This is a genomic window from Oryzomonas japonica (assembly GCF_008802365.1).
Lineage (GTDB): Bacteria > Desulfobacterota > Desulfuromonadia > Geobacterales > Pseudopelobacteraceae > Oryzomonas > Oryzomonas japonica.
Genome location: NZ_VZQZ01000010.1, coordinates 131,921 through 153,870, shown reverse-complemented (window position 1 = coordinate 153,870; position 21,950 = coordinate 131,921). Strand labels below are relative to the sequence as shown.

The window sequence follows — 21,950 nt, the reverse complement described above, 5'->3', positions numbered from 1 at the left end:
CAACGGTATGTGACGACAACAGGAGACGAAAAACAATGCCATTTCTTGATTGGGTCAATAAAGCCCAAGCTATCAATAATTCAGCAGAAGTGCCTTATCACCTGCTACAATTTCAATCGGTTCATGGCGAGCCGGACTCGGAAAACCTCTTGATACAAGGCGATAATCTCAAGGCCTTGAAAGCCTTGCTCCCCTTCTATCGCGGGCAGGTGAAGTGCATCTTCATTGACCCTCCCTACAATACTCAGTCTGCCTTTTCTCACTATGACGACAAGCTGGAACATTCCCAGTGGCTGACCATGATGTATCCACGACTCGTGCTGATGCGTGAGTTATTGGCAGAGAATGGCAGTCTTTGGGTTTCAATAGACGATAACGAAGCTCATTATTTCAAAGTTCTTGCAGACGAGATTTTTGGAAGACCCAACTTTATTGCGGATATTGCCTGGAAGCGCCGCGATGGTGCCCCTAATGACCGGAAGATAGGTTCGACATATGATCATATTCTGGTCTATGCAAAATCAAGTGGCGGGTCTTCTAAAAAAACGTTGGCAGAAGAATCATTCAATTTGATGCAGCGAACTGAGAAAGCTAATGCCCAATACAGGGTATTTGCTGAACCCGACGGTCCTGATTCACGAGGGGCTTTCAGGAAAATTGATACAACAGCGAATGGCAAGGGTGGCAGGTTTGTTGAAAGCTTGTTCTACGCTATTGTTAACCCGTACACACAGGAAGAAGTTTGGCCCAGGAAAGGGACTTGTTGGCGGCATAACAAAGAAGAAATGCAAAAATTACAGGATGACAAGCGTTTGTATTGGGGGGTCAAAGGAACTGCTACCACTCCAATGCGAAAGCTTTTCAGCTTTGAGGCAAAGGATGGCATGGCCGCTCCTTCAATTTGGGATGATGTTGGATTTAATCAGCATGCTTCTCGCGAGATTGAGGTCCTTTTTGGAGAAAAGGCGTCATTCGAGACCCCTAAACCGGAAGGGCTGATGAAGCGAATTTTGGAGATTGCAACTAACCCCGGCGATCTGGTTATTGACTCTTTCCTTGGATCTGGCACAACCACCGCTGTAGCGCATAAAATGGGCCGCCGGTACATCGGCATTGAAATGGGCGACCATGCAGTGACACACTGCCTGCCGCGTTTGGAAAAAGTAATCGCCGGCGAGCAGGGAGGGATTTCTACTGCGGTTGAATGGCGTGGCGGGGGCGGTTTTCGTTTCTACACGTTGGGAAATCCGGTCTTCGATGCCGATGGCGGCATCAATAGTGTTGTAAAGTTCCCGTCTTTGGCGGCATACCTCTGGCATTTCGAGACAGGAGCGCCAGCACGTCATACCTTCACGACTCCTTTTCTCGGTGTTCACAACGGCACGGCCTATTATCTGCTTTACAACGGCATCCTTGGAGACCGTAGGCCTCAGGGCGGCAACGTGCTTACTTCCGCAATCCTGACTCATTTGGACGAGGCATATCCTCACCAGGGCCCCCGTATAATCTACGGAGAAAACACCCGCCTGGGTGAATCGCGGCTCCGGGAATCCCATATTACATTCAAACAAATCCCCTATGACATAAAGGCGCGCTGATCATGTTCGATCTCAAGGATTATCAGGGTAAGGCTCTTACGACGCTGACCAATTTTTTTCGTCTTCTGCGCATGTCCGGGCTGGAAGAGGCGTGGCGCCAGTGCGCTCCAAAGTCCGAAAAGAACGGGCAAGCATGGCAAGCTCCCTACAACCCGGAAGCCCTGGGCGATACTCCCGCAGTCTGTATCAGAATCCCGACGGGTGGAGGCAAAACCTACCTGGCCGCCCATGCCGTGGCCCATATCGGGAAGGCATACAAAGATACCGACGCCCCGGTTGCGTTGTGGCTCGTGCCGTCCGATGCCATCCGCAGCCAAACCCTCGCCGCGATGTCCACGCTCAATAACCCCTGCCGCGAGGCCCTGGCCACATACTTCGGAGACCGCATCCGCGTGTGTTCTCTGGACGACTTGGCGACGGTAGGTCCTCAGGAAGTCGGGCAATCGGCCATCATCGTTGTGGCGACAATTCAGTCTTTCAATGTTAAAGAGAAGACCCTGCGCAACGTCTATTCTTTCGATGAAAGTTTTGCGCGCCACTTTCAGGGGCTCGCCCCGCAGCAGGAAGCGCTGCTCGACCGGGTGACGGAAGCCGATATTGCCGCACAACCCTACCTTACTGTTTCCGACCTGGGGCGGGTGAAGTCCTCGCTTGCCAACTGGATTACCCTTGCAAACCCAATCGTCATTGTGGATGAAGCCCACAACAACCGCACGGATCAGGCGTTTCGGACGTTGAACAATCTCCACCCATCCTGCGTTATCGAGTTGACGGCCACCCCGGCCGACGATAGCAATGTGCTCTATCATGTGGGGGCGAGCGCTCTCCAGCGGGAGGATATGATCAAGCTCCCTATTGTGCTGATGGAACACCCTACGGGCTGGAAGGACGCCGTACGCGACGCAATCCTTACCCGAGACAGGCTTGAGACGCTGGCGGCGCGGGAATCCGATTACATTCGGCCGATCCTCTTATTTCAGGCCGAGCCTAAAAACGGCGAAGTCACGGTGGAAAAGTTGCTTGAACACCTGACCAGCCCCGACGGCGAGAAGATAGACCGTGACCAGATTGCATTGGCAACCGGGACGTATAAGGAATTGGCCGACATCAATTTGTCTTTGCCGGGGCCGAAGCGGTTTATAATCACTGTTGAAGCCTTGAAAGAAGGGTGGGATTGCCCCTTCGCCTATGTCCTCTGTAGCTTGCAGGACGCCAAGAGCGCCAAGGATGTTGAGCAGTTGCTGGGACGAGTCCTGCGCATGCCGTATGCGAAGCCCAGGCAACAGGCAGAACTCGCAAAAGCCTACGCTCACATAGTCGCCCAGGGATTCGCGCGGGTTGCCGACCAACTGGCCGATAGGCTTGTAAATAATATGGGATTTGAGGCCTACGAGGCCGCTCAGGCGATTGCGCCGGTGCAGAGCATACTTCCCCTGCTGGGTGAGGGAGACCGCCCAAGGCCGAGGCCGGCGGAAGCCGTTATCCCCCTGCCTGCGGCTCCGCCGGTTTCCATACCTGATTCATTACGAGAGAGCATCGAGATTCGGCCGACATCTTCCGGCGCAGCCGCTATCATCCGAGGAGAGCTGACGGAAGAGGTGGAAGAGTTTTTGCTGACAGCTTGCAATGCCAAGCAGCAGCAAAAAGTGAGGGACACGATCGACAATGAAAGGGCAAGGCAGGCAGCCCTTTTGGCCCCTTCGGCACGCGGCGAACGCTTTGCCCCGCTGCCACAGCTTTGCCTCACCTGGGAAGGTGATCTGCAACCGGTGGAAAACCGTCTTCTCTCGGAATTGGGGGAGTTTGATCTTTTTACCGATCCAGCGGCGCTTGCGGGATTCTCCATTACAGAAAACGGCCCGGTATTCGAGATCGATCTGGACGGCGGCCGGATAGTGTATGGAGAGACTGATAGTGGGCAGCTCCATCTGAACGAGGTAGCCGCGCATGCTTCCGAACACGATCTGGTGCGTTGGCTGGATCGTGAGTGCCGTCAGAAAGATATCGGGCAACCAACCCTTATTAAATGGCTGACGGTAGTGGTGAGGCATCTCCAAAGCGACCGGCGCTTAACCTTGACCGCGCTGGTGCGGGCAAAATATCCGCTTGCGGAGGCCATCCGCCGTGAAATCGGCAGACGCAGGGCCAATGCGGTTAATAAAGGTTTTCAGAGGGCTTTGCCTGATTTCTTCGCCGCCCCGCAGTTTGAAGACAGCTTTCGGTACTCCTTTACCTTTCATCCGACCCATTACCCGGCCAGGCCACCTTATTATTCGGGGAGATTTCGCTTAGACAAGCATTATTACCCGGTTATCCACGACCTCAAGGAAAAGCGCGCGGATGGAAAGTTCGCTGAGGAATTCTTATGCGCTCGGGCAATCAACTCCCATCACGCGGTAAAGTCCTGGATCAGAAATGTCGAGAAGGAGCCGCGTTTCTCTTTCTGGCTCCCGACGGCGACGGATTATTTCTACCCTGATTTTGTTTGCGAGTTGGCAGATGGGCGGGTGTTGGTGATCGAGTACAAGGGCGAGCCATACAAGACCAACGACGATTCGCGGGAAAAGGCGCAAATTGGCTACCAGTGGCAGCAATCCAGCGGCGGCCGGTGTTTGTTCTTATTCGCGGTCCTTGAAGATGAGTATGGCCGCAATGTGTCCCAGCAGATAGATAATGCCGTAAAAGGGATGTAACGGTGTTGTCGTGAGACTGAGAGTTACCGGCTACCACCCCCGGCCCCTCCTGAACCAGGAGGGGAGAATTCGGGCTTTTGCACGAGCCTCGTTCTCTACGTTTATACCGATAGCCTCAAGGAGCCCCGCATGTCCCACCCGATCATCTCCGCCCTTGCCGAACGCATCCTGGTCCTGGACGGCGCCATGGGCACCCAGCTTCAGGAACGGAACCTCACGGCCGACGATTTCGGCGGCCCCGCCTATGAGGGGTGCAACGAGCATCTGACGTTCACCCGCCCCGACGTGATCAGCGCCATCCACCGGGATTACCTGGCGGCCGGGGCCGATATCGTGGAGACCAATACCTTCGGCGCCACCGGCATCGTCCTGGCCGACTACGGGCTGGAGGGGCAGGTCTTCGAACTGAACCGCCGGGCCGCCCAGCTGGCCCGGGCCGCCTGCGACGCCGCGGCCACGGCCGCGAAGCCGCGCTGGGTGGCCGGTTCCATGGGGCCCACCACCCGCACCATCTCCGTCACCGGCGGGGTGACCTTTGCGCAGCTGGTGGAGGCCTTCCGCGTGCAGGCCCTGGGGCTGCTGGCCGGAGGCGTCGACCTGCTGCTTCTGGAAACCGCCCAGGACACCCTCAACATCAAGGCGGGGGCCGAGGGGATACGCCGGGCGTTCGGGGAGCAGGGGCGCCGGGTGCCGCTGATGATCTCCGGCACCATCGAGGCCAGCGGGACCATGCTGGCCGGCCAGGGGGCCGAGGCGCTCTACGCCAGCCTGGCCCACCTGGAGGATCACCTGGGCATGATCAGCATCGGGCTGAACTGCGCCACCGGCCCGGAGTTCATGGCCGACCACCTGCGGGCCCTGTCCGAACTGGCCGCCTGCCACGTGTCGGTCTATCCCAACGCCGGGCTGCCGGACGAGCATGGCCGGTACGCCGAGACCCCCGCGTCCCTGGCCCACAAGCTGGCCCGGTTCGTGGACGAGGGGTGGCTCAATCTGGTGGGTGGCTGCTGCGGCACCACCCCGGCCCATATCGCGGCCATCGCCCGGATGGTGGAGGGCAAGGCGCCCCGCCGCCCCGGGCAGGGGCGCAGCCGGGTCATCGCCGGGATCGAGCCGCTGTTCGTGGAGGATGACGTGCGGCCGGTGCTGGTGGGGGAGCGGACCAACGTCATCGGTTCGCGCCGGTTCAAGAACCTGATCGTCGCCGAACAGTTCGAGGAGGGGAGCGAGATCGCCCGGGCCCAGGTCAAGGGGGGCGCCCAGGTGATCGACGTCTGCGTGGCCAACCCGGACCGGGACGAGGCGGCCGACCTGGAACGCCTGCTCCGCTTCCTCCCCCGCAAGGTGCGGGCGCCGATCATGATCGACAGCACCGACGCCCGGGTGATGGAGCTGGCCCTGCAACGCCTCCAGGGGAAATCCATCCTCAACTCCATCAACCTGGAGGAGGGGGAGGAACGGTTCGCCCGGGTCGCGCCGCTCCTGCAGCGCTACGGCGGCGCCGTGGTGGTGGGGTGCATCGACGAAGACCCGCAGCACGGCATGGCGGTCACGAGCACACGCAAGCTGGAGATCGCCCGCCGCTCCCACGACCTGCTGGTGGAGCGCTACGGCCTGCGTCCCGAGGACCTGATCTTCGACCCCCTGGTCTTCCCGGTGGGGACCGGCGACGTGAACTACATCGGCTCGGCCCGGGAGACCATCGAGGGGGTGCGCCTGATCACCGCGGCCTTTCCCCGGTGCGGCACCATCCTGGGAATCTCCAACGTCTCCTTCGGCCTCCCCCCGGCCGGGCGCGAGGTGCTGAACTCGGTCTTCCTGCACCACTGCGTCAAGGCGGGCCTGACCTATGCCATCGTCAACACCGAGAAGCTGGAGCGCTACGCCGGCATCCCCCCCGAGGAGCTGGCGTTGGCGGAAGACCTACTCTTCTGGCGCGGCAGCGACCCGGTGGCCGCCTTTGCCGCCCATTTCCGCCAGCGGGTAGCCCAGCCCCGGACAGCGGCCGCGGCCCTGCCGTTGGACGAGCGGCTCCCCCGCTATATCGTGGAGGGGAGCAAGGACGGCCTGGCAACGGATCTGGATGAGGCCCTGGGCCGGGGCGACAAGCCGCTGGACATCATCAACGGGCCGCTCATGGCCGGCATGGCCGAGGTGGGGCGGCTGTTCAACGACAACCAGATGATCGTGGCGGAGGTGCTCCAGTCGGCGGAATCCATGAAGAGCGCGGTGGCGCATCTGGAGCCGCATCTGGAAAAGGGGGCGAGCGCCGCCAAGGGGAAACTGCTTTTGGCCACGGTCAAGGGGGACGTGCACGACATCGGCAAGAATCTGGTGGAGATCATCCTGGGCAACAACGGCTTTCAGGTGGTCAACCTGGGGATCAAGGTGCCGCCGGAGGAGCTGATCGTCGCGGCGCGGCGGGAAAACCCCGATTTCATCGGCCTCTCGGGACTCTTGGTCAAGAGCGCCCAGCAGATGGCCGTCACGGCCGCCGACCTGAAAGCGGCCGGCATCGACGCCCCCCTGCTGGTGGGTGGGGCGGCCCTGTCCCGCCGCTTTGCCGACAACCGCATCGCCGCGGAGTACGGCGGCCCGGTGCTCTACGCCAAGGACGCCATGCAGGGGCTGGACATCGCCAACCGGCTGAGCGACCCGGCCCTGCGTCCCGCGTTGTTCCAGGAGCTGGGGCAGCGCCAGGAGGAATCGCGCCGGGATGCCGCGGCCCGGCCGGTGACCGCACCATCGGCCCCGTCCACCCTCCGCTCGGCCACGGCCGTGGATTGCCCGCTCCCGGCGGTCCCGGATTATCAGGAGCACATCCTCCGGGAGATCCCCCTGGACCACGTGCTCCCCTACATCAACCGCCAGATGCTCTACAGCAAACACCTGGGACTGATCGGCGTCTTGGAAAAACTTCTGGCCGATAAGGACGAGAAGGCGCTCAAGCTGCACGCCGAGGTGCAGGAGGCCATCGACCTGGTCCGGGAACAGGGGCTGATTCGCCCCCACGCCCTGTACCGCTTCTACCCGGCCGCCGGGGAGGGGAACGACCTGATCCTCTACGACCCGGCAGGCTCGGGGGTCGAGGTCATGCGCTTCACCTTTCCCCGCCAGCCGGGGGAGGAGCACCTCTGTCTGGCCGACTACGTGCGCCCCGTTGCCAGCGGGGAAAAGGACAGCGTGGCCCTGTTCGTCACCACCGCCGGCGATGGGGTCCGCCGGCAGGCCGAGATCTGGAAGGGGGAGGGGTTGTACCTGAAGTCGCACCTGGTGCAGGCGCTGGCGCTGGAGATGGCCGAATGCACGGCCGAGTTCGTCCACCGGCGCATCCGGGACGCCTGGGGGATCAGCGACGACCCGGCCCTGTCCGTCGCCCAAATCATGGACGGGGGCTACCGCGGCATCCGGGTCTCCCCCGGCTACGCCTCGTGTCCCGAGATGGCCGACCAAGAGAAGATCTTCGCCCTGCTCCGCCCCGAGCGGATCGGCATGCAGTTAACCGAGGGGCACATGATAGACCCGGAGGCGAGTGTCTCGGCCCTGGTGTTTCACCATCCCCAGGCGCGGTATTTCACCATCGGGCGGTGAAGCGGGGGGGAAATCGGATAGGACTTATGGGAATTATAAGACTTATAGGTTCCATAAGTCCCATAAGTCCTATTTCAAACCTCTTCCCTCAAAACCCAACCCTCAACCCCAGCACCACGCTGTGGCTGTAATAATCCATCCTGAAATCCGTCCCGTCGGCTTCCCGGAACTTGGGGCGGATAGCGCCGAAAAAACGATACCCCAGATCCAGATTCAACCGGTCGGTCAGCGCGAAATCGACCCCCAGCCCTGCCTGGTAGGCAAAGACGAAGGCCGAGTCGTCGCTCAGGGGGCCGCCGGTCACCCGCAGGTCCGAGGCCTCGATGCGGGCTGCCCCCAGGCCGAGCCCCAGGTAGGGTGACCAGAACCGGTCGCCGAACAGGATGCCGTAGAAGTTGACCAGCAGGCTGTCCGCCGTGACGCTGCCGCTCGCCGGCACGCTCCCTTCGGCAAATTTGGCCTTGTCGAGGCGATTGCCGCGGTGGCTGTATTCCAGCTCGATGCGCCCCTCGCCCGCGCTGTTGCCCGGCTCGAAGTCCCACCCCAGGACGGCGCTGCCCATGAGGCGCGGGTCGAATTTGAGGCTGAAGTCCCCCTGGCTGTCGGAGCCCTTGGCGGACATCAGGGCGTTGCCCCCCAGGAAGGCCCCCGCATAGGGGCCCGCGTGCTGCGCCCAGGCCGGGCCGCACACCAGCAGCGGCAGGCCCAGGGCGATGATCATCCGGCAGATTCGTTTCATACTATCCCTTCCTCATATGTGCAGGTATCGGACACTAGGGCACCTTGACCGTCACGGTCGGGGCGGTAATGCCGCCGAAGGTGGCGGTGAGGGTCGCTGTGCCGCTATCGACCCCCATGACCTGGCCCGGCAGTTGCTGGCTGTCGGCCAGGACGGCCACGTTGGCGTCGGAGATCGTCCAGACCGTGTCCTTGGTCACGTCCGCGGTGGTGTTGTCGCTGTAGGTGACCGTGGCGGTAAAGGGGGTGGCGGAGCCGACAGCCACCGCGTTCGTCGTGCCGCTCGGGCTGATGTCCAGCCGCTTGGGGGTCTTGGCCGTGACCGTGACGGTCGCCGTGATGGTCGTGCCGCCGTAGGCGGCGGTGATGGTGGCGGTGGTGCCGGCGGCCACGGCGGTGACCTGGCCGCTGGCCAGGCCGGTGGTGCCGACCGTGGCGACGGAGGTGGTGTTGGAACTCCAGGTGGTGGGGCTGCCGGCGCTGCTGCTGTCGGTTACGACCTGGGACGTGCCGTCGTTAAAGATTGCGGTCAGGGCGAAGCGGCCGGTGGACCCTTTGGTCAGGCTGAGGCTGGTCGGGGAAATTTCAAGGTGATTGAGCGACGGGGCGGTGACCGTCACGGTGGCCGTCTTGCGCAGGGAGGCGGAGTCGGCCGTGATGGTGACGGCTCCGCTCGCCAGGGCGCTGACCCACATCACATTGCCCGACGGCTCAGTCAGCGTGGCGCGGTTCGGGAAATCGACCGTCCAGGCGAGCGCCCCGGTGATGTCCCGGGAGGTGCCGTCGCTGAAGACGCCGGTGGCGCTGATGCGCCCCATGGTCCCCTTGACGAGGGTCCGGCTGTTCGGGGAGATGCTGAAGCTCGTCAGGGTGCCCCCCGTCACCTTGAGGGTTGTGGAACCGCCGACGCTGCCCAGGGTGGCGCTGATGGTGGTGGTGCCGGGGGCGGAGGTGACGGTGGTCCCGGCGGCGGGGGCCGGCGCCGCGTTGGTGTTGGACGAGGCCCAGGTGACCTGGCTGGTGATGTCGCCGGTCGTTCCGTCCGAATAGGTGCCGGTGGCCGTAAAGGCCGTTTTGGTCAGGGAGAGGACCGAGGGTTTGGCCGGCGAGACCGCAATGGATTGCAGCGTCGGGGCCGTGGCGGTGAGGATCGCCGTGCCGCTGATGCCGCCGAAGGTGGCGCTGATGGTCGTGGTGCCGGCGGCCAGGGCGGTGGCCAGCCCCTTGGTGTCGTCGGCCGCGTCGCTGACGGACGCCACCGTGGCGTCGCTGGAGGCCCAGGCAGCATCGAAGGTCAGGACCTGGGTGCTTCCGTCCGAGAAGGTGCCGGTGGCCGCGAACTGCGTGGTCAACCCCTTGGCCAGGGTCGGGGCGGCGGGGGTGACCGTCACGGCGGTGGGTGTGGCCGTACTGACCTTCATGGCATAGGTGGCCGACACGCTCCCCAGGGTCGCGGTCAGGACGGCGCTGCCCGCCCCCTTGCCGGTCACCCGGTTCGGGTTGGCCGTGGTCGCGAAGGCGGCCACGGTGGGCGTATCGCTGGTCCAGGTCACCTTATCGCTGATGTCGCGGGTGAACAGGCCCGAGTAATTGCCCGTGGCCTTGAGCTTGACGGAGGTGTTCAGGGCGATGGTGGAGTAATCCGCCGTGATCGTAATGGCGGTGAGGGGGGTGATGTCGTTATTCCGGGTTGCGGTCCCATCCCAACCGCAGCCGGAGAGCAGCACCATAAGAACACCTGACCAGAGCAGGTTACGCATATACTTCCTCCCAAAATAGGTGTGAACCGTGTGATCGATGGAACTCATCTCCCGGCCTGACCGGGACGGAGGGAACAGATTATGCCGAAATCGCCGGTTTGGCAATGGCGGTGTGCGTAATCCGCCGCCACGGGCTGTTGTGGCGCTGTTTGGCCGGTAACGGTCGCTGCCCGCGCCCCGGTTGCGCCCTTGGGAGTAGTCACCGGCTTGCGTGGATGAAGAGTACCAGGCCCGCTTCACGCCTCTGGACGGTTACCCGCACCGTAATCCGTGATTTTTCATTTGAAATCGGGTGGTTTCGCGGTATATTTCAAACCGGGTTGGCTGCAAACAATGTCGAATATCGTCTGTCCGGGAGGATACGCATGAAGATAGTGAGCTTGGTGTTGTTTTTGTTTTGTTCCGGCTGTGCCGCCATGGATGCCGGTTTGCAGCCTGCAAGCGGCGGTTCGGGCGTTCCCGGCCGGGCTGCATATATCGACACCGTTACCGGCATGGAGTTTACGGCGGTTCCCGGCGGCTGCTTTTTGATGGGGGATGTGCTGGATATCGGCGATAGCTACGAGCGGCCGGTTCACGAGGTCTGCCTGAGCGAGCTCAGGATCGGCACCTATGAGGTTACCCAGGCCCAGTGGCAGCGCGTGATGGGGGACAACCCTTCCCGGTTCAAGTCGTGCGGCCAGTACTGCCCGGTAGAAAATGTCAGCTATTCCGACGTGCAGGGTTTCATCGAGAAACTCAACGCCCAAAGCGGCCGGAACTACCGTCTGCCCACCGAAGCGGAATGGGAATACGCCTGCCGTGGCGGAGGGAAACCGCAAAAATTCTGTGGCGGCGAAGATGTCGAAGACGTGGCCTGGTATGCCGCCAATTCCTTTTCATCGCCCCAGCCGGTGGGCCAGAAGCGCCCCAATGGCCTTGGCATTTACGATATGAGCGGCAATGTGTCGGAGTGGGTGCAGGATTACATGTATAACTACCTGCCGAACAAAGCGGACAACCCCACCGGGCCGTCGGCGGGCACCTTCCACATCGTGCGCGGCGGCGCCTGGGATGTCACCGCCGATGCTACACGCAGCTCGTATCGCAACTATGTCGCCTCGGAGAGCCGCAAATCCGATCTGGGGTTCCGCTTGGTGGCTCCCCTGGCCCCGTAGCCGGCACCCTGACCCTGCACCGCCATTGCTGCGGCAAGCCGTTCATGATCAGCGCGGTCGCGGAGATGGAAGAGCCGTACCGGGATGAGGTGAACCGAACGCCGCAGGCCGGGCAATAAAAAGGGGCGGTCCGTGTCTGGGACCGCCCCTTTTTCATCGACTGGGCGCACCGCGCGGCCTACGCCACGTGGACGCGGTTCTTGCCGGTTTTCTTGGCCATATACAGGGCCGCGTCCGCCTTGTTGAAGATGACCCTCTTGTCCCAATCCCCATGGTCGGAGCTGTAGCTGGTCACGCCGACGCTGATGGTGGCGGTGATATTCCCGGCCGAAGCCTCTATGGAGCGCCTGATCTGCTCGGCAACGATGCCTGCCTTGGAAGCGTCCGTTTCCGGCAGGATGATGCCGAATTCGTCGCCCCCCAGGCGGGCGAAGATATCGGTGGCCCGCACCTTTTTCTGCACCAGCCTGCTGACGTTGACCAACACCTGGCTCCCCACGAGATGCCCGTGGGTGTCGTTTATCTCCTTGAGCTGATCCAGGTCGAACAGGACAAGGGAAAATTCCCGGCCGTAGCGCTGGGACCTGCTGATCTCCTGCCCCAGGGCCTCCTGGAAGAAACGGTAGTTGTACGCCTGGGTCAGGTCGTCCTTGTAGGCCATCTCCCGGTGCCGTTCGTTGCTCTCATGGAGCTCTTGGGCCAGGGCCTCGGCCTTTTCCCGCGCCTGCTTCAATTCCAGCATCATCAACTCGTAGGAATGGTACATTGCGCCCAGTTCCTCGTTGGCTTCCTGCAGGATCTGGGAGAGCGGCTTCATGGTCGCGCCGTTGATGCCGAAGGCGACGAACATCTCCCCGCTCTTGCGGGCCACCTCCTCGATCAGGCTGTCGGCGGCATGCTGCTCGAAGCCCAGGCCCGCGGTGAGCAGGTGTTTGGCCTGGGTAATCTTGGCGACGTCGTGGCTGTCGTTGTAGAAGCACGAAAGGACGTTGGCGGCCTCCAGTATGTCGATGGCCAGGCGATACTGTTGCGGCGCGTCGTCGCCGCAATGGTGATACCGTATGGGGAGGCAGATCGCTTCGGGGAAGTTCCAGCTCTTGAAGAGTTCCGCGCCCGCCGTCTGATGGTCGAATCCGAAGAAGTCGCGCTCCAGGTGATGCAGCGGGGCGCGCCCGTTCAGGGCGGTCCGGGAGAGCTGCCGGTAGTCCGTGGGCCGCCAGTTGCGCATGAGCAGGGCTCCTATGTCCTGGAGCAGGGCGATGAGGAACAGGTTGCCGCCCGAACCGGTAAGGGCGGTGGCGATCTGTTCGGCAGCCACGGCCGAGGTCAGGGAGCGCCGCCAGAAGAGGTCGATGTCGAAGGAGCCGTCCTCCTCCACCTGGAACTCGCTGTACACGACAAAGGAGAGGGCGATGATCTTGACGATGTTCACCCCCAGGATGGCGACCGCCTTCTCGATACTGGTAACCGAACCGGAGAGGTTGTAGTAGGGGGTATTGGCAACCTTCAGGAGTTTGGCGGTCAGGGAGGGGTCCGCGCCGATGACCTGGGCCAGGTCCTGAAACGTGAAATCGTCCTCGCGCACCAGATCGAGAATATTGATGCAAATCAAGGGGGGCGAAGGAAGTCTGGTCTTTCCCGTGATCACGGTTTGAATCGAATCCAATCTCTTGTTCCTCGTTTTCTGCAAAGGGGATGGCGCTGTTCGTCCGATGGGCAACCGCCGCGATTCGTTCCCGGCAGCCCTCTCTGAATGGCGAACGCCTCGACCATCTCCTCCGCTGTAACAGCACCCGTTCCCGTCATCACATCGCTGCTTTGCTTCCGTTCCCTGGAATGCGCCTCCGCCTGGGGATACGTGCCGGCGAGAGTCCCGCCTCGTCACGGCCCGTACAACCGCATCGGTAAATCCGTTATACATAGCAAAAAGATCGCGGGGCTGTCCATCAATTTCGGGGATACCGGACCGTAATTCTTCAGGGGGGTACCGTGCCGTGATCGCGCCGCGGCGACGGTGCCGTCCTATTCCCGGGGCCTTGGTGCCATCATCTCCGTGGCGCGGCGCTTGGCTTCGTCCAGTTCCGCACGCGTGAGCATGGCGTTGCGCATGGCGCCGAAGCGCGGGCCGATGCGGTCATTGAGAAAACGGAACAGGGGCGACTTCTCCTCCAGTTCCGCCTTCATGAAGCGGACGCAGCCGTGGCATTCGGGGTTGTTCACCACGTGCCTGCGGGCGTCGATCCCGTGGCGGAGGGACAAGAGGCGCATGCCCCACACCAACGGCTCCCGGACCAGGCGGAACCACCAATGCTTTCCATAGCAGCGCCGGACGAGGAGGAGTGCGCAGTTCTTGCAGACAACGGGGGATGGTTCCTGGGGCATGATCGTATCTTCTCTCTTGGTCGCGTCGGTGCAGGGCGGTGCCCTTGGGGGCCGCCCCGCAAGCCGGGCGGCGCTAGGCGCTCAGGCTCCCCTGGCAACTGCTGCCCGCCCCGGCGGTGCAGGCGAAGCAGTGCTCCCCCGACGCGATGGCGGTGCCGATCAGGTCGTCGGCGCGCACATTCCCGATGTAGCCGTCGGCCACATCCAGGCGGAGCCGCAGGACATGGTTGAAATCGCAGTCATATACCTGCCCCTGCCAATCCACGCTGACCATGTTCCGGCACATCACCCTGGCCAGGTTGTCGGGGTTGAAGCTCGCCGCCAGCAGGTCCAGGTAGGGCTGCAACTGCCCGTGCCGCTCCAGGTCGCTGCGGAAGCGGCCGATGGGCATATTGGTGATGGTGTACAGGCTGGTGAACGTAATGCCGAACCGCTCGCCCAGATGCTCCTTGTAGGCGGCCTCCAGGGCCGGTTGCGGGCCGGGCAGGAAATCCCCCCCCGGGTTGTAGACCAGGTGCAGGCCGGGGCCCGTGGTGCCGTAGCCGATGCGGTTCAACTCCTGCAAGACCGTGATGTTGGCCTCGTAAACGCCGGGGCCGCGCTGGGCCGTCACGTTTTCCTTCAGGTAGCAGGGCATGGAGGCAACGATCTCCACGTTGTTTTCCGCCAGGAAGGAGGGCAGGTCGGCATAGTCCGCCTCGGCCAGGATGCTGAGATTGCTCCGGAGCAGGATCTTTTCCAGGGAGCCGATCATGCGCAGCCGCTTGATCAGGTAGCGCAGATGGGGATTCATTTCCGGCGCCCCGCCCGTGAGGTCCACCACGTTGACCGCCCCCTGCTCCACGAAGCGGAGACAGTGCTCCATCACCTGCTGGCTCATCTCTTCCGTGCGGTGAGGACCCGCTCCCACGTGGCAGTGGCTGCAACTCAGGTTGCAGGCATACCCCAGATTCATCTGCAGGCACGCCACGGAATCCCGTGTCAATACCTGTCCGCTCTTCTCCATATAGTTGTCGAACGTCGCAGTTTCCAAACGATTGCCTCCCGGGCAGGGACCCGCTTCGCGCTGCCCTGCCGTATGATGGCCGGTACTGTACCATGTTGACGATTGCGCATGCAACTATGCTGAATCAGTCGGCACTGGCGATGACTGGCTGAAATGAGAGGGATCGCATGCCCGGGAATCGGGGCGATCTAGTATTGTTTCGATAATCGGTGATCCAGGTGAAAGCGAAAGGGGCGGGAGGGATGCCGTAATTGCCGGAGGGGGCAAGGAAACAGCCGGCAGGTGATCCTGGAACAGCATGCGCCACGGTCCAGGGGGCCCGGGGGAAACCCGGGGAGGCGGGCTACTTCGTCCCCCCCTGTTGTATCCGCTTCTCGATCTGCTGCACCCGGGGATTGGCGAGCAGCTTCATGAACGCCGGGTTGTTCATCAGGGCGCCGTAATCCCCGGCCTGGACCGCGCGCAGCACCGTCGGGTCGCTCAACAACGCCTGAATCTGCGGATCGTCTTGCAGTTGGCGGATGAGCGCCATGCTCCCTTCGTCATTCTGCAACCGCCCCTTCACCTCATCCAGCCGGGCGGCGACGGAGCCGCTCTCCGGAGTGCTCCGCCGGGTGGCGGGGGAGGAGCCGGCCGCGGGGCCGCTCCCGCTTCCGGTGGTAACGTCGATCCCCAGGGGGGTGGCGCTCTTCCGGTAGGGCGCCGGGATCTCGGCGCGGGATTCGGAAAAGTGGACGGTCCCTTCCCCGTCGGTCCATTGGTAGGTTTCCGCCTGGGCGACGGACGCCGCCAGCAGCAAAATCATAAGGAGTTTTTTCATGTCGGTTCCTGTCGTCTGCGGATGCCTCGCGTCCCGGCAACGGCGGGGGAGGCAAACAGGTATACCCTCCGGGCGGTCGGCATACCCCTTGTCGGTGCGTTTGTGAAGGAGTCGGTACCGGCGGTCCCGCAAAAGGTTTCGTCACACGCTGTCTTGGGAGGGGAGGGGGGCCGGGGCGGCCGGAACGTTGGCGGCGAGATAGCCGGCCAGTTCCCGGTCCGTCACGAGGATGTGCTGCATCAGCCACTCCTTCAGAAAGACCACGATTTCAAGGTTGTGCAGCGGCTCGCGTGCGTGCAGCCGGCTCTGCAAGTCGCTGATATGGCGAAAGAAGTGGCCGTGCTGTTCCAGGTGGGAGGCCTGGGACGGATAGCCGCACTGGCGCATCAGGTCCGCTTCGGTCCTGAAATGGTAGGTGGCGTAATCGAGAAGTTCGCCCACGATCCGCACCATGCCGTGGCTGTCGTTCAACTGAATGGCGTCGTAGGCCGCGTTGATGAGGCTCACCAGCTGCTGATGGTGTTCGTTCATAACCCCTGATTCAAGGTTGAAACTGGTTTCCCAGGTGCAAAGGGGCATAGGCTTCCGTTCCGTTTCGTTTGGCGTCACAGGCAATGTGTTGAATTATAATAGCAGTGCCCGGATATTTCAACCGAATACCCGATAGGGGCATATATCGGGACGGATGCGGTGACCATCTCCTCATTCCGTGTCTCATTGTCCCGGGAGCGGCGATTCCCCCTGGGGCGCCGCATGGGTTCCGTACCCCGCTTCCCCACTATCCCGTTGCCCCTCGTTCTTCCGCTTTTCCAAGGCGGCCTGTCCCATCTTCCAATAGAATACGAACAGGACGCAAACCATCGCCACCCCTATGACCGCAAGTTCCAACCCCGATTTGAGCGTGATAATATCCACGGTGCGCCTCCTTTTTGGGTTTTCGCCCGGTTGCCTGAGCGTGGGGGGAAGCTTATACCCGGAATGTTCCGGCACTGTCCTGGCCCGGTTACAATGGGGCAAAAAGTCGGCCTGCACCCAAGAAAAGCGGGGGCGAGGACTCCGGAGAGCATGCTTCTGGTCGCTGGTGGGCGCCAAGGCCGGATCGACGCGGAACCCGTCGACGCTGTTTGCTTTTTTCTTGCACATTTCAGCCTCTCTTATCCCTTGTAATTATTAAAAAAAGGGTATAGAGAGTATACATATCCGGGTATGTGTGTTGTTTGCCGGATCGATGCGGCCAGTCAGTAGCACCCTTCCGGCGTTGGATGTTCGACTTTCGTTTGTCATCATGACGGCACGGGACTCCTAATGCACGATGCGAGCAGGACGCGGCGGCAGCTTCAAAGAGAGATAGACGCCTTGCGCGGCCGGGTTGTTCTCCTGGAAGAAACGGTGACGCAGATGCGCCACCGGGGCGAAAGCCGCGGCGCGGCGTCGTTGACGGACCGTCTGACCGGTTTGCCGAACCGGGCCATGTTCTACGATACCCTGAATTACGTCCTTTCCTCAGCCAAAGAGAGCGGCGGCAAGCTTGCCGTCATCTTCTTTGCCCTCGATCGTTTCAAGCTCATCAACGATACCCTCGGCCAGTTCGTGGGGGACGCGCTCCTGCGGGAGACGGCCGTCCGCCTCGACGCCTGCCTCGCGCCCCGCGACACCCTCTGCCGGCCGGGGCGGAACGAGTTCTTGCTGCTCCTGCCCGGCATGGGCGGCCGGGACGACGCCCAGCAGGTCGTGGAGACCATTTTCGACGCCATGGCGGATTCCTTCCTGTTGGCGGACCAGGAGCTTGTCGTCAATTCCAACATGGGGATCTGTCTCTACCCGGAAGGGGGGGGCAGCGCCGACGCCCTGATCAGAAACGCCTATGCCGCCCTCTTGAAGGCAAAGGATTTCGGGAAAAACACCCACCGCTTCTTTTCCCCGCAAAGTTACGAATCGGAATTCGGCCGGCTCCTGTTGGAGAACGACCTGCGCCGGGCCGTCAATCGCCAGGATTTTTCCCTGCACTACCAGCCCCAGGTGGACCTGCAGGGGGGCAGGGTCGTGGGGGTGGAGGCCCTGGTGCGCTGGGAGCACCAGACCCTGGGGAACATCTCCCCGGACCAGTTCATCCCGCTCGCCGAGGATATCGGCGTGATGGCGCCCCTGGGGGAATGGGTGCTCCGAACCGCCTGCGAGCACCATCTCGCCTGCAACAGTTCCGGCTGCCAGCCGGTCAGGTATGCGGTCAACCTCTCCCCCACCCAACTCCACTCCGGCAACCTGGTGCCCTGGATCTTCTCGGTCCTGGAAGAGACCGGCCTGGACCCGAATTTTCTGGAGCTGGAGATAACGGAAGGCGCCCTCCTGAAGAACAGCAAGGCCACGGTGGCGGCCTTCAACACCCTGCACGCCGAGGGGGTGCGGATCGCCATCGACGATTTCGGCACCGGCTACTCCAGCCTTGCCTACCTGAGCCAGTTCCCCATCAGCAAGCTGAAGATCGACAAGACCTTCACCAGCGCGGTCACCACGGACGAGAAGTCCGCCGCCATCTCCCAGGCGATCATCTCCCTGGCCCACAGCCTCGACATGCGGGTCATGGCCGAAGGGGTCGAGACCCGGGAGCAGTTGGACTACCTGCGGGACCTGGAATGCGACGAGATCCAGGGATACCTGGTATCGTGCCCGCTGCCCGCCGACGAGACCAGGCAGTTCCTGGCACGGCACTCCCTGTCCGAATTCCCCCTGTAGCTACGGCCGCAACCTCCCGCTTGGAAAAACCGGGTATCCGCAATACGTGATTGTTGAGCAGATATTTCCTCAACTGAGTTACATAGTCTACCCCTCTGCTGCTGACAATCATCCGGATCAATCACAAATTATATATCTAATTGACTCATAACGCTTTCCCGTATAAAATTCAAAATATGAATAATATACGGGAAAGCTATTTTATTGAACTCGACGAGGATGCCCAGAGGCAGTACATCGACGCAAGGGCCGTTTTCACTGCCTGGGAGGACGCCCGTAGAGCAGCTGACGAAGTACGCGGCGGTATGTACTGGCAGACAAAGCATGCACAAGATTACCTCATCAGGACATCAGCCTCCAACTCGCAAAAAAGTCTGGGCCCCCGCTCCCCTGATAACGAAGAAATTTATCGACGCTTCATGGAGCGCAAGCAACTGTCGGATAAACGCGTAGCTGACCTGAAAAAAGAGCTCGCCAAACATCAACGGCTCAACAAGGTCCATCGCGTTGGACGCGCGCCCAACATACTTGTAGAAATCCTCAACAAACTTTACAAATCAGGTATTGCCGAATATTTCACCGTGGTCGGCACCCATGCATTGTATGCTTATGAGGCTGAGGCCGGCTTACGCATCTTGGGGACGGCCGCACTGGCCACCAGAGATGTTGACCTGCTGTGGGACATCCAGAGGAGGTTAAGCTTCGTCACCAAGATGCATAATCTGGACACCTCGTTTCTCAGCCTGCTCAAGAAGGTAGACCCTACATTCACACGCCGAGATGACCAACATCACACGGCATATAACAGCAAAGGGTTCGAAGTTGACCTTATTAGACGGCTGCATAAGGATGGAGACCCGCACCCGGTACAGATCACTGATGATGAAGGCGACTTTTATGTCGTAGAGGCCGAGAGTGCAGCATCGCTTCAGGGTGCCGCCCAATTCCAGACCATAATAGTTTCAACCTCAGGGCAGATGGCCAGGATGAAAACTGTGCCACCAGTGGTCTTCGCCAAGACAAAACGGTGGCTCTCAGAGTTGGAATCTCGTGAGGCCGTTAAGCGTCAACGTGACAAGATGCAGGCAGAGATTGTCGAAAAATTGTTGGCAGATCATCTTTTGCCGTAAGTAGGTCAGATATGCAGAAACCAGAGTTGTGACCGGCAATAATTTCACTATATCGAGTACTCTGTTTATCCCCTTCATCCTTGTAAATAGGCTTTTGACGTTCTCACTGCGCTGCGCACCTGTCCTTCCATGGGAGGCGGATCAGGAGGGCTCGACGTCCCGCAGTTCAACCCGCAGGGGGGCCGAATCCCAGGTAACCTGAGGGTAGAGGGATTTGTCGAGGCGGAGGTAGGTCCCGTCGAGCCCCGAAGGGGCCCACCAGCATTCCTTGCCCCGTTTGGGCAGTTCGTAGAAGAGGTACAGGTCGTTATTCTGGTCTCTGGCGATGTACATGGCAGTTCTCCCGGTTGCGTCATGATGGCGTGCCCCCCGACAGTAGCAAGCTTTGACCCGATGCTCAAGGAAAAGCGCCACGGGGACCGTCGCCCCGGCCGTCGTTTCATGGGGTGGCGGCTGCCGGTCTGCCGCTTTCCGGGGCCGGGACGAAACGAGCCCACCAGAAGGATCTGATGGGCTCTGCAGTCTGCAAGCGGTCGTGTTCTTTTGTCCTGTCGCTTCCGCCCGAGGGGGGAAACGGCCGGCATCGAGCATGGGGGCGACTCCCCCGGCCGTTATGCCAGCTTGAAATGCCTGACCAGGGTTTCCAGGTCCCGGGCGTCGCCGGACAGGGCGGAGGCCGCCCCGGCCGTTTCCTCGGCGCCCCGGGCCGTCTGGCCGATGACCACCGTGATCTGCTGCACGTTCACGGTGGCCTCGTTGGTCGTGGCGGTCTGCTCTTCGGCGGCGGTAGCGATCTGGCTGACCTGCATGGATACGACGCCGATGCGGTCGAGGATATCCTGGAGGGCCGCGCCGGACCGCTCCGACGAGGAGGCCCCTTTCTCCACCTCGCGCACCCCTTCGTCCATGGCCTTGATCGCCTCGCGGGTCTCGTTCTGGATCGCCTTGATCATCTCCCCGATCTCCCGGGTCGCCGTGGTGGTCCGCTCGGCAAGGGCCCTGACCTCGTCGGCCACGACCGCAAAACCGCGCCCCTGCTCGCCGGCCCGGGCCGCCTCGATGGCCGCGTTCAGCGCCAGCAGGTTGGTCTGGTCGGCGATATCCTCGATGGTGCCGATGATGGCGCCGATCTGCTCCGAACGCCCCCCCAGGGCCTCGATGGTCCGGGAGGTATCCCGGACCCGCTCGGCGATCACGTGCATGCCGTTGATGGTCTCATGGACGATGGCCGCGCCGTCGCTGGCCGCTTCCGTGGACTGGCGGGAGGCCTCGGCGGCCATGCCGCAACTGCGTGCGATATCGTTGCTGGTGGCGGACATCTCCTCGCTGGCGGTCGCCACGGTCTCCGCCTGGGCCGCCACCTCTTCGGCGCCGGTCGCGATCTGGGTCGAGGCGGAATGGAGTTGGCTGGAGTCGGAGGCCAGACTGGAGGAAATCGCCGCGATGCGTTCGACCATGGCCCGCAACTCCTCGACCATATTGCCCATGGCGGCCATCAACTGGCCGGTCTCGTCCCGCGACGAGGCCGCGATGCTGACGGTAAGATCGCCGCCGGCAATCCGGTTGGCGGCGTCAACCACCCGACTCAGGGGGCGGGTGATGGAGCGGGCGATATACAGGCCGAGGCCGATGGATAAGAGGACGCTGGCCACGATCATGGCGAGCATGTAACGGGTGTTTGCCGCGGCATCCGCCCGGTCCGCCGCGGTGGAAACCTGGGCCTGTTTTTGCTTGGCCTCGATCATCCGGTCTATGGCGTTTTGCAGGTCCTTGGCCGCCTTCTTGGTGTCACTGGAATAGAAATAGGCCGCGGCTGCGGCCTTGTCGCCGCTCTTGTCCAGTTCGAGCACCTTTTTGATACAGTCGCCATAGGCCTTGTTCGCCTCTTTGAATTCGGCGAAAAGCTTTTTGGTCTCCTCGTTATAAATCTTCTTTTCAAAACTATCGGCCCACTGGTTTATGCTGGCGCGCAACTGGGTGCGTTCCTCGATCAGGGCCTGCTGCTGCCGGGGGTCGGTCGCCTCCATGGCCTCGCGCATGATCAGGCGCGCCTGCTGGAACTTGGTGGCGGTTGCGGAGATTTCTCCCAACGGCACCAGCATGTTGTCGTACATCTTGTCGGCGCTCGAAGACATGTGGCGTATGTTCTTGATGCCGATGAAGCCCAATGTGGCGGCGATCAGGGCTCCGACCATGAATGCGGCTATCAGCCTCGTGCCAATGCCAAGGTTTTCAAACATCTGCTTTTCTCCTTTTATCGTGTGGGCGGTGTGCGTTTCACGTGTGTGCGGCCGGGCTCTTCCCCGGGACGCGTCGGCGCGTCTGGATGGCTCATTATCGCT

The 21,950-nt window shown here is 61.6% G+C and carries 17 protein-coding genes; 7 read left to right on the top strand and 10 right to left on the bottom strand.

The genetic code is table 11. The features are described from left to right. The first annotated feature begins 35 nt into the window (after nt 1-35). From F6V25_RS14890 to metH, 3 genes are all read left to right on the top strand, one after another. Entirely contained in the window at nt 36-1,598 is a 1,563-nt protein-coding gene (locus F6V25_RS14890) for a site-specific DNA-methyltransferase (RefSeq protein WP_151129405.1), read from the top strand. Nucleotides 1,599-1,600: 2 nt separating this feature from the next. Continuing rightward, nucleotides 1,601-4,291 (top strand): DEAD/DEAH box helicase, encoded by a 2,691-nt coding sequence (locus F6V25_RS14885; RefSeq protein ID WP_151129404.1) that lies wholly within the window; start codon nt 1,601-1,603, stop codon nt 4,289-4,291. Nucleotides 4,292-4,420: 129 nt separating this feature from the next. Continuing rightward, on the top strand, nt 4,421-7,882 hold the full coding sequence (gene metH, locus F6V25_RS14880) for a methionine synthase (protein WP_151129403.1): 3,462 nt from the start codon (nt 4,421-4,423) through the stop codon (nt 7,880-7,882). A gap of 88 nt (nt 7,883-7,970) precedes the next feature. Here metH and F6V25_RS14875 read toward each other — a convergent pair whose 3' ends face one another. Beyond that, a complete protein-coding gene (locus tag F6V25_RS14875) occupies nt 7,971-8,621 on the bottom strand; it encodes an outer membrane protein (RefSeq protein WP_151129402.1) in 651 nt (216 codons plus the stop codon). Nucleotides 8,622-8,655: 34 nt separating this feature from the next. Next, a complete protein-coding gene (locus F6V25_RS14870; protein ID WP_191966220.1) occupies nt 8,656-10,380 on the bottom strand; it encodes an Ig-like domain-containing protein in 1,725 nt (574 codons plus the stop codon). A 365-nt stretch (nt 10,381-10,745) separates the two neighbouring features. On the opposite strand from F6V25_RS14870, the gene F6V25_RS14865 reads away from it, so the two are divergent. After that, nucleotides 10,746-11,537: a formylglycine-generating enzyme family protein gene (locus tag F6V25_RS14865; RefSeq protein ID WP_191966219.1), complete on the top strand. Its 792-nt coding sequence runs from the start codon at nt 10,746-10,748 to the stop codon at nt 11,535-11,537. A 178-nt stretch (nt 11,538-11,715) separates the two neighbouring features. Here the strand turns inward: F6V25_RS14865 and F6V25_RS14860 are convergent, their stop codons facing one another. The 6 genes from F6V25_RS14860 to F6V25_RS14835 form a co-directional block, all read right to left on the bottom strand. After that, nucleotides 11,716-13,203: a sensor domain-containing diguanylate cyclase gene (locus F6V25_RS14860; RefSeq protein ID WP_191966218.1), complete on the bottom strand. Its 1,488-nt coding sequence runs from the start codon at nt 13,201-13,203 to the stop codon at nt 11,716-11,718. Nucleotides 13,204-13,559: 356 nt separating this feature from the next. Next, complete coding sequence (locus F6V25_RS14855; protein WP_151129398.1) at nt 13,560-13,919, bottom strand: nitroreductase; 360 nt, start codon at nt 13,917-13,919, stop codon at nt 13,560-13,562. Between the two features lie 73 nt (nt 13,920-13,992). After that, a complete protein-coding gene (gene arsS, locus F6V25_RS14850; protein ID WP_246167060.1) occupies nt 13,993-14,952 on the bottom strand; it encodes an arsenosugar biosynthesis radical SAM (seleno)protein ArsS in 960 nt (319 codons plus the stop codon). A 316-nt stretch (nt 14,953-15,268) separates the two neighbouring features. Beyond that, nucleotides 15,269-15,745 (bottom strand): DUF4124 domain-containing protein, encoded by a 477-nt coding sequence (locus F6V25_RS14845; RefSeq protein WP_151129397.1) that lies wholly within the window; start codon nt 15,743-15,745, stop codon nt 15,269-15,271. Nucleotides 15,746-15,886: 141 nt separating this feature from the next. Next, nucleotides 15,887-16,324, bottom strand: a complete 438-nt coding sequence (locus tag F6V25_RS14840) for a bacteriohemerythrin (protein WP_151129396.1) — start codon at nt 16,322-16,324, stop codon at nt 15,887-15,889. 135 nt (nt 16,325-16,459) lie between these two features. After that, the gene (locus F6V25_RS14835) at nt 16,460-16,660 is read right to left on the bottom strand and encodes a hypothetical protein (protein ID WP_151129395.1); all 201 of its coding nucleotides are present in this window, start codon (nt 16,658-16,660) and stop codon (nt 16,460-16,462) included. A 390-nt stretch (nt 16,661-17,050) separates the two neighbouring features. On the opposite strand from F6V25_RS14835, the gene F6V25_RS14830 reads away from it, so the two are divergent. Beyond that, nucleotides 17,051-18,478 carry a putative bifunctional diguanylate cyclase/phosphodiesterase gene (locus F6V25_RS14830; protein ID WP_151129394.1) on the top strand — a complete coding sequence of 476 codons (1,428 nt, stop codon included), beginning with the start codon at nt 17,051-17,053 and terminating at the stop codon, nt 18,476-18,478. 176 nt (nt 18,479-18,654) lie between these two features. Continuing rightward, nucleotides 18,655-19,608 (top strand): GSU2403 family nucleotidyltransferase fold protein, encoded by a 954-nt coding sequence (locus tag F6V25_RS14825; RefSeq protein WP_151129393.1) that lies wholly within the window; start codon nt 18,655-18,657, stop codon nt 19,606-19,608. Nucleotides 19,609-19,749: 141 nt separating this feature from the next. On the opposite strand, the gene F6V25_RS14820 is transcribed toward F6V25_RS14825, so the two are convergent. Beyond that, a complete protein-coding gene (locus F6V25_RS14820) occupies nt 19,750-19,941 on the bottom strand; it encodes a hypothetical protein (RefSeq protein ID WP_151129392.1) in 192 nt (63 codons plus the stop codon). Nucleotides 19,942-19,962: 21 nt separating this feature from the next. Between F6V25_RS14820 and F6V25_RS17085 the strand changes: the two genes are divergently transcribed. After that, entirely contained in the window at nt 19,963-20,118 is a 156-nt protein-coding gene (locus F6V25_RS17085) for a hypothetical protein (RefSeq protein ID WP_191966216.1), read from the top strand. A gap of 101 nt (nt 20,119-20,219) precedes the next feature. Here F6V25_RS17085 and F6V25_RS14815 read toward each other — a convergent pair whose 3' ends face one another. After that, nucleotides 20,220-21,848 (bottom strand): methyl-accepting chemotaxis protein, encoded by a 1,629-nt coding sequence (locus F6V25_RS14815; protein WP_151129391.1) that lies wholly within the window; start codon nt 21,846-21,848, stop codon nt 20,220-20,222. Nucleotides 21,849-21,950 lie beyond the last annotated feature (102 nt).

Coding starts and splice junctions, on each gene's coding strand:
- F6V25_RS14890 (WP_151129405.1), top strand. CDS start 36: ATGCCATTTCTTGATTGGGTCAATAAAGCCCAAGCTATCAATAATTCA.
- F6V25_RS14885 (WP_151129404.1), top strand. CDS start 1,601: ATGTTCGATCTCAAGGATTATCAGGGTAAGGCTCTTACGACGCTGACC.
- metH (WP_151129403.1), top strand. CDS start 4,421: ATGTCCCACCCGATCATCTCCGCCCTTGCCGAACGCATCCTGGTCCTG.
- F6V25_RS14875 (WP_151129402.1), bottom strand. CDS start 8,621: ATGAAACGAATCTGCCGGATGATCATCGCCCTGGGCCTGCCGCTGCTG.
- F6V25_RS14870 (WP_191966220.1), bottom strand. CDS start 10,380: ATGCGTAACCTGCTCTGGTCAGGTGTTCTTATGGTGCTGCTCTCCGGC.
- F6V25_RS14865 (WP_191966219.1), top strand. CDS start 10,746: ATGAAGATAGTGAGCTTGGTGTTGTTTTTGTTTTGTTCCGGCTGTGCC.
- F6V25_RS14855 (WP_151129398.1), bottom strand. CDS start 13,919: ATGCCCCAGGAACCATCCCCCGTTGTCTGCAAGAACTGCGCACTCCTC.
- F6V25_RS14845 (WP_151129397.1), bottom strand. CDS start 15,745: ATGAAAAAACTCCTTATGATTTTGCTGCTGGCGGCGTCCGTCGCCCAG.
- F6V25_RS14840 (WP_151129396.1), bottom strand. CDS start 16,324: ATGCCCCTTTGCACCTGGGAAACCAGTTTCAACCTTGAATCAGGGGTT.
- F6V25_RS14830 (WP_151129394.1), top strand. CDS start 17,051: ATGCACGATGCGAGCAGGACGCGGCGGCAGCTTCAAAGAGAGATAGAC.
- F6V25_RS14825 (WP_151129393.1), top strand. CDS start 18,655: ATGAATAATATACGGGAAAGCTATTTTATTGAACTCGACGAGGATGCC.
- F6V25_RS14820 (WP_151129392.1), bottom strand. CDS start 19,941: ATGTACATCGCCAGAGACCAGAATAACGACCTGTACCTCTTCTACGAA.
- F6V25_RS17085 (WP_191966216.1), top strand. CDS start 19,963: ATGATGGCGTGCCCCCCGACAGTAGCAAGCTTTGACCCGATGCTCAAG.
- F6V25_RS14815 (WP_151129391.1), bottom strand. CDS start 21,848: ATGTTTGAAAACCTTGGCATTGGCACGAGGCTGATAGCCGCATTCATG.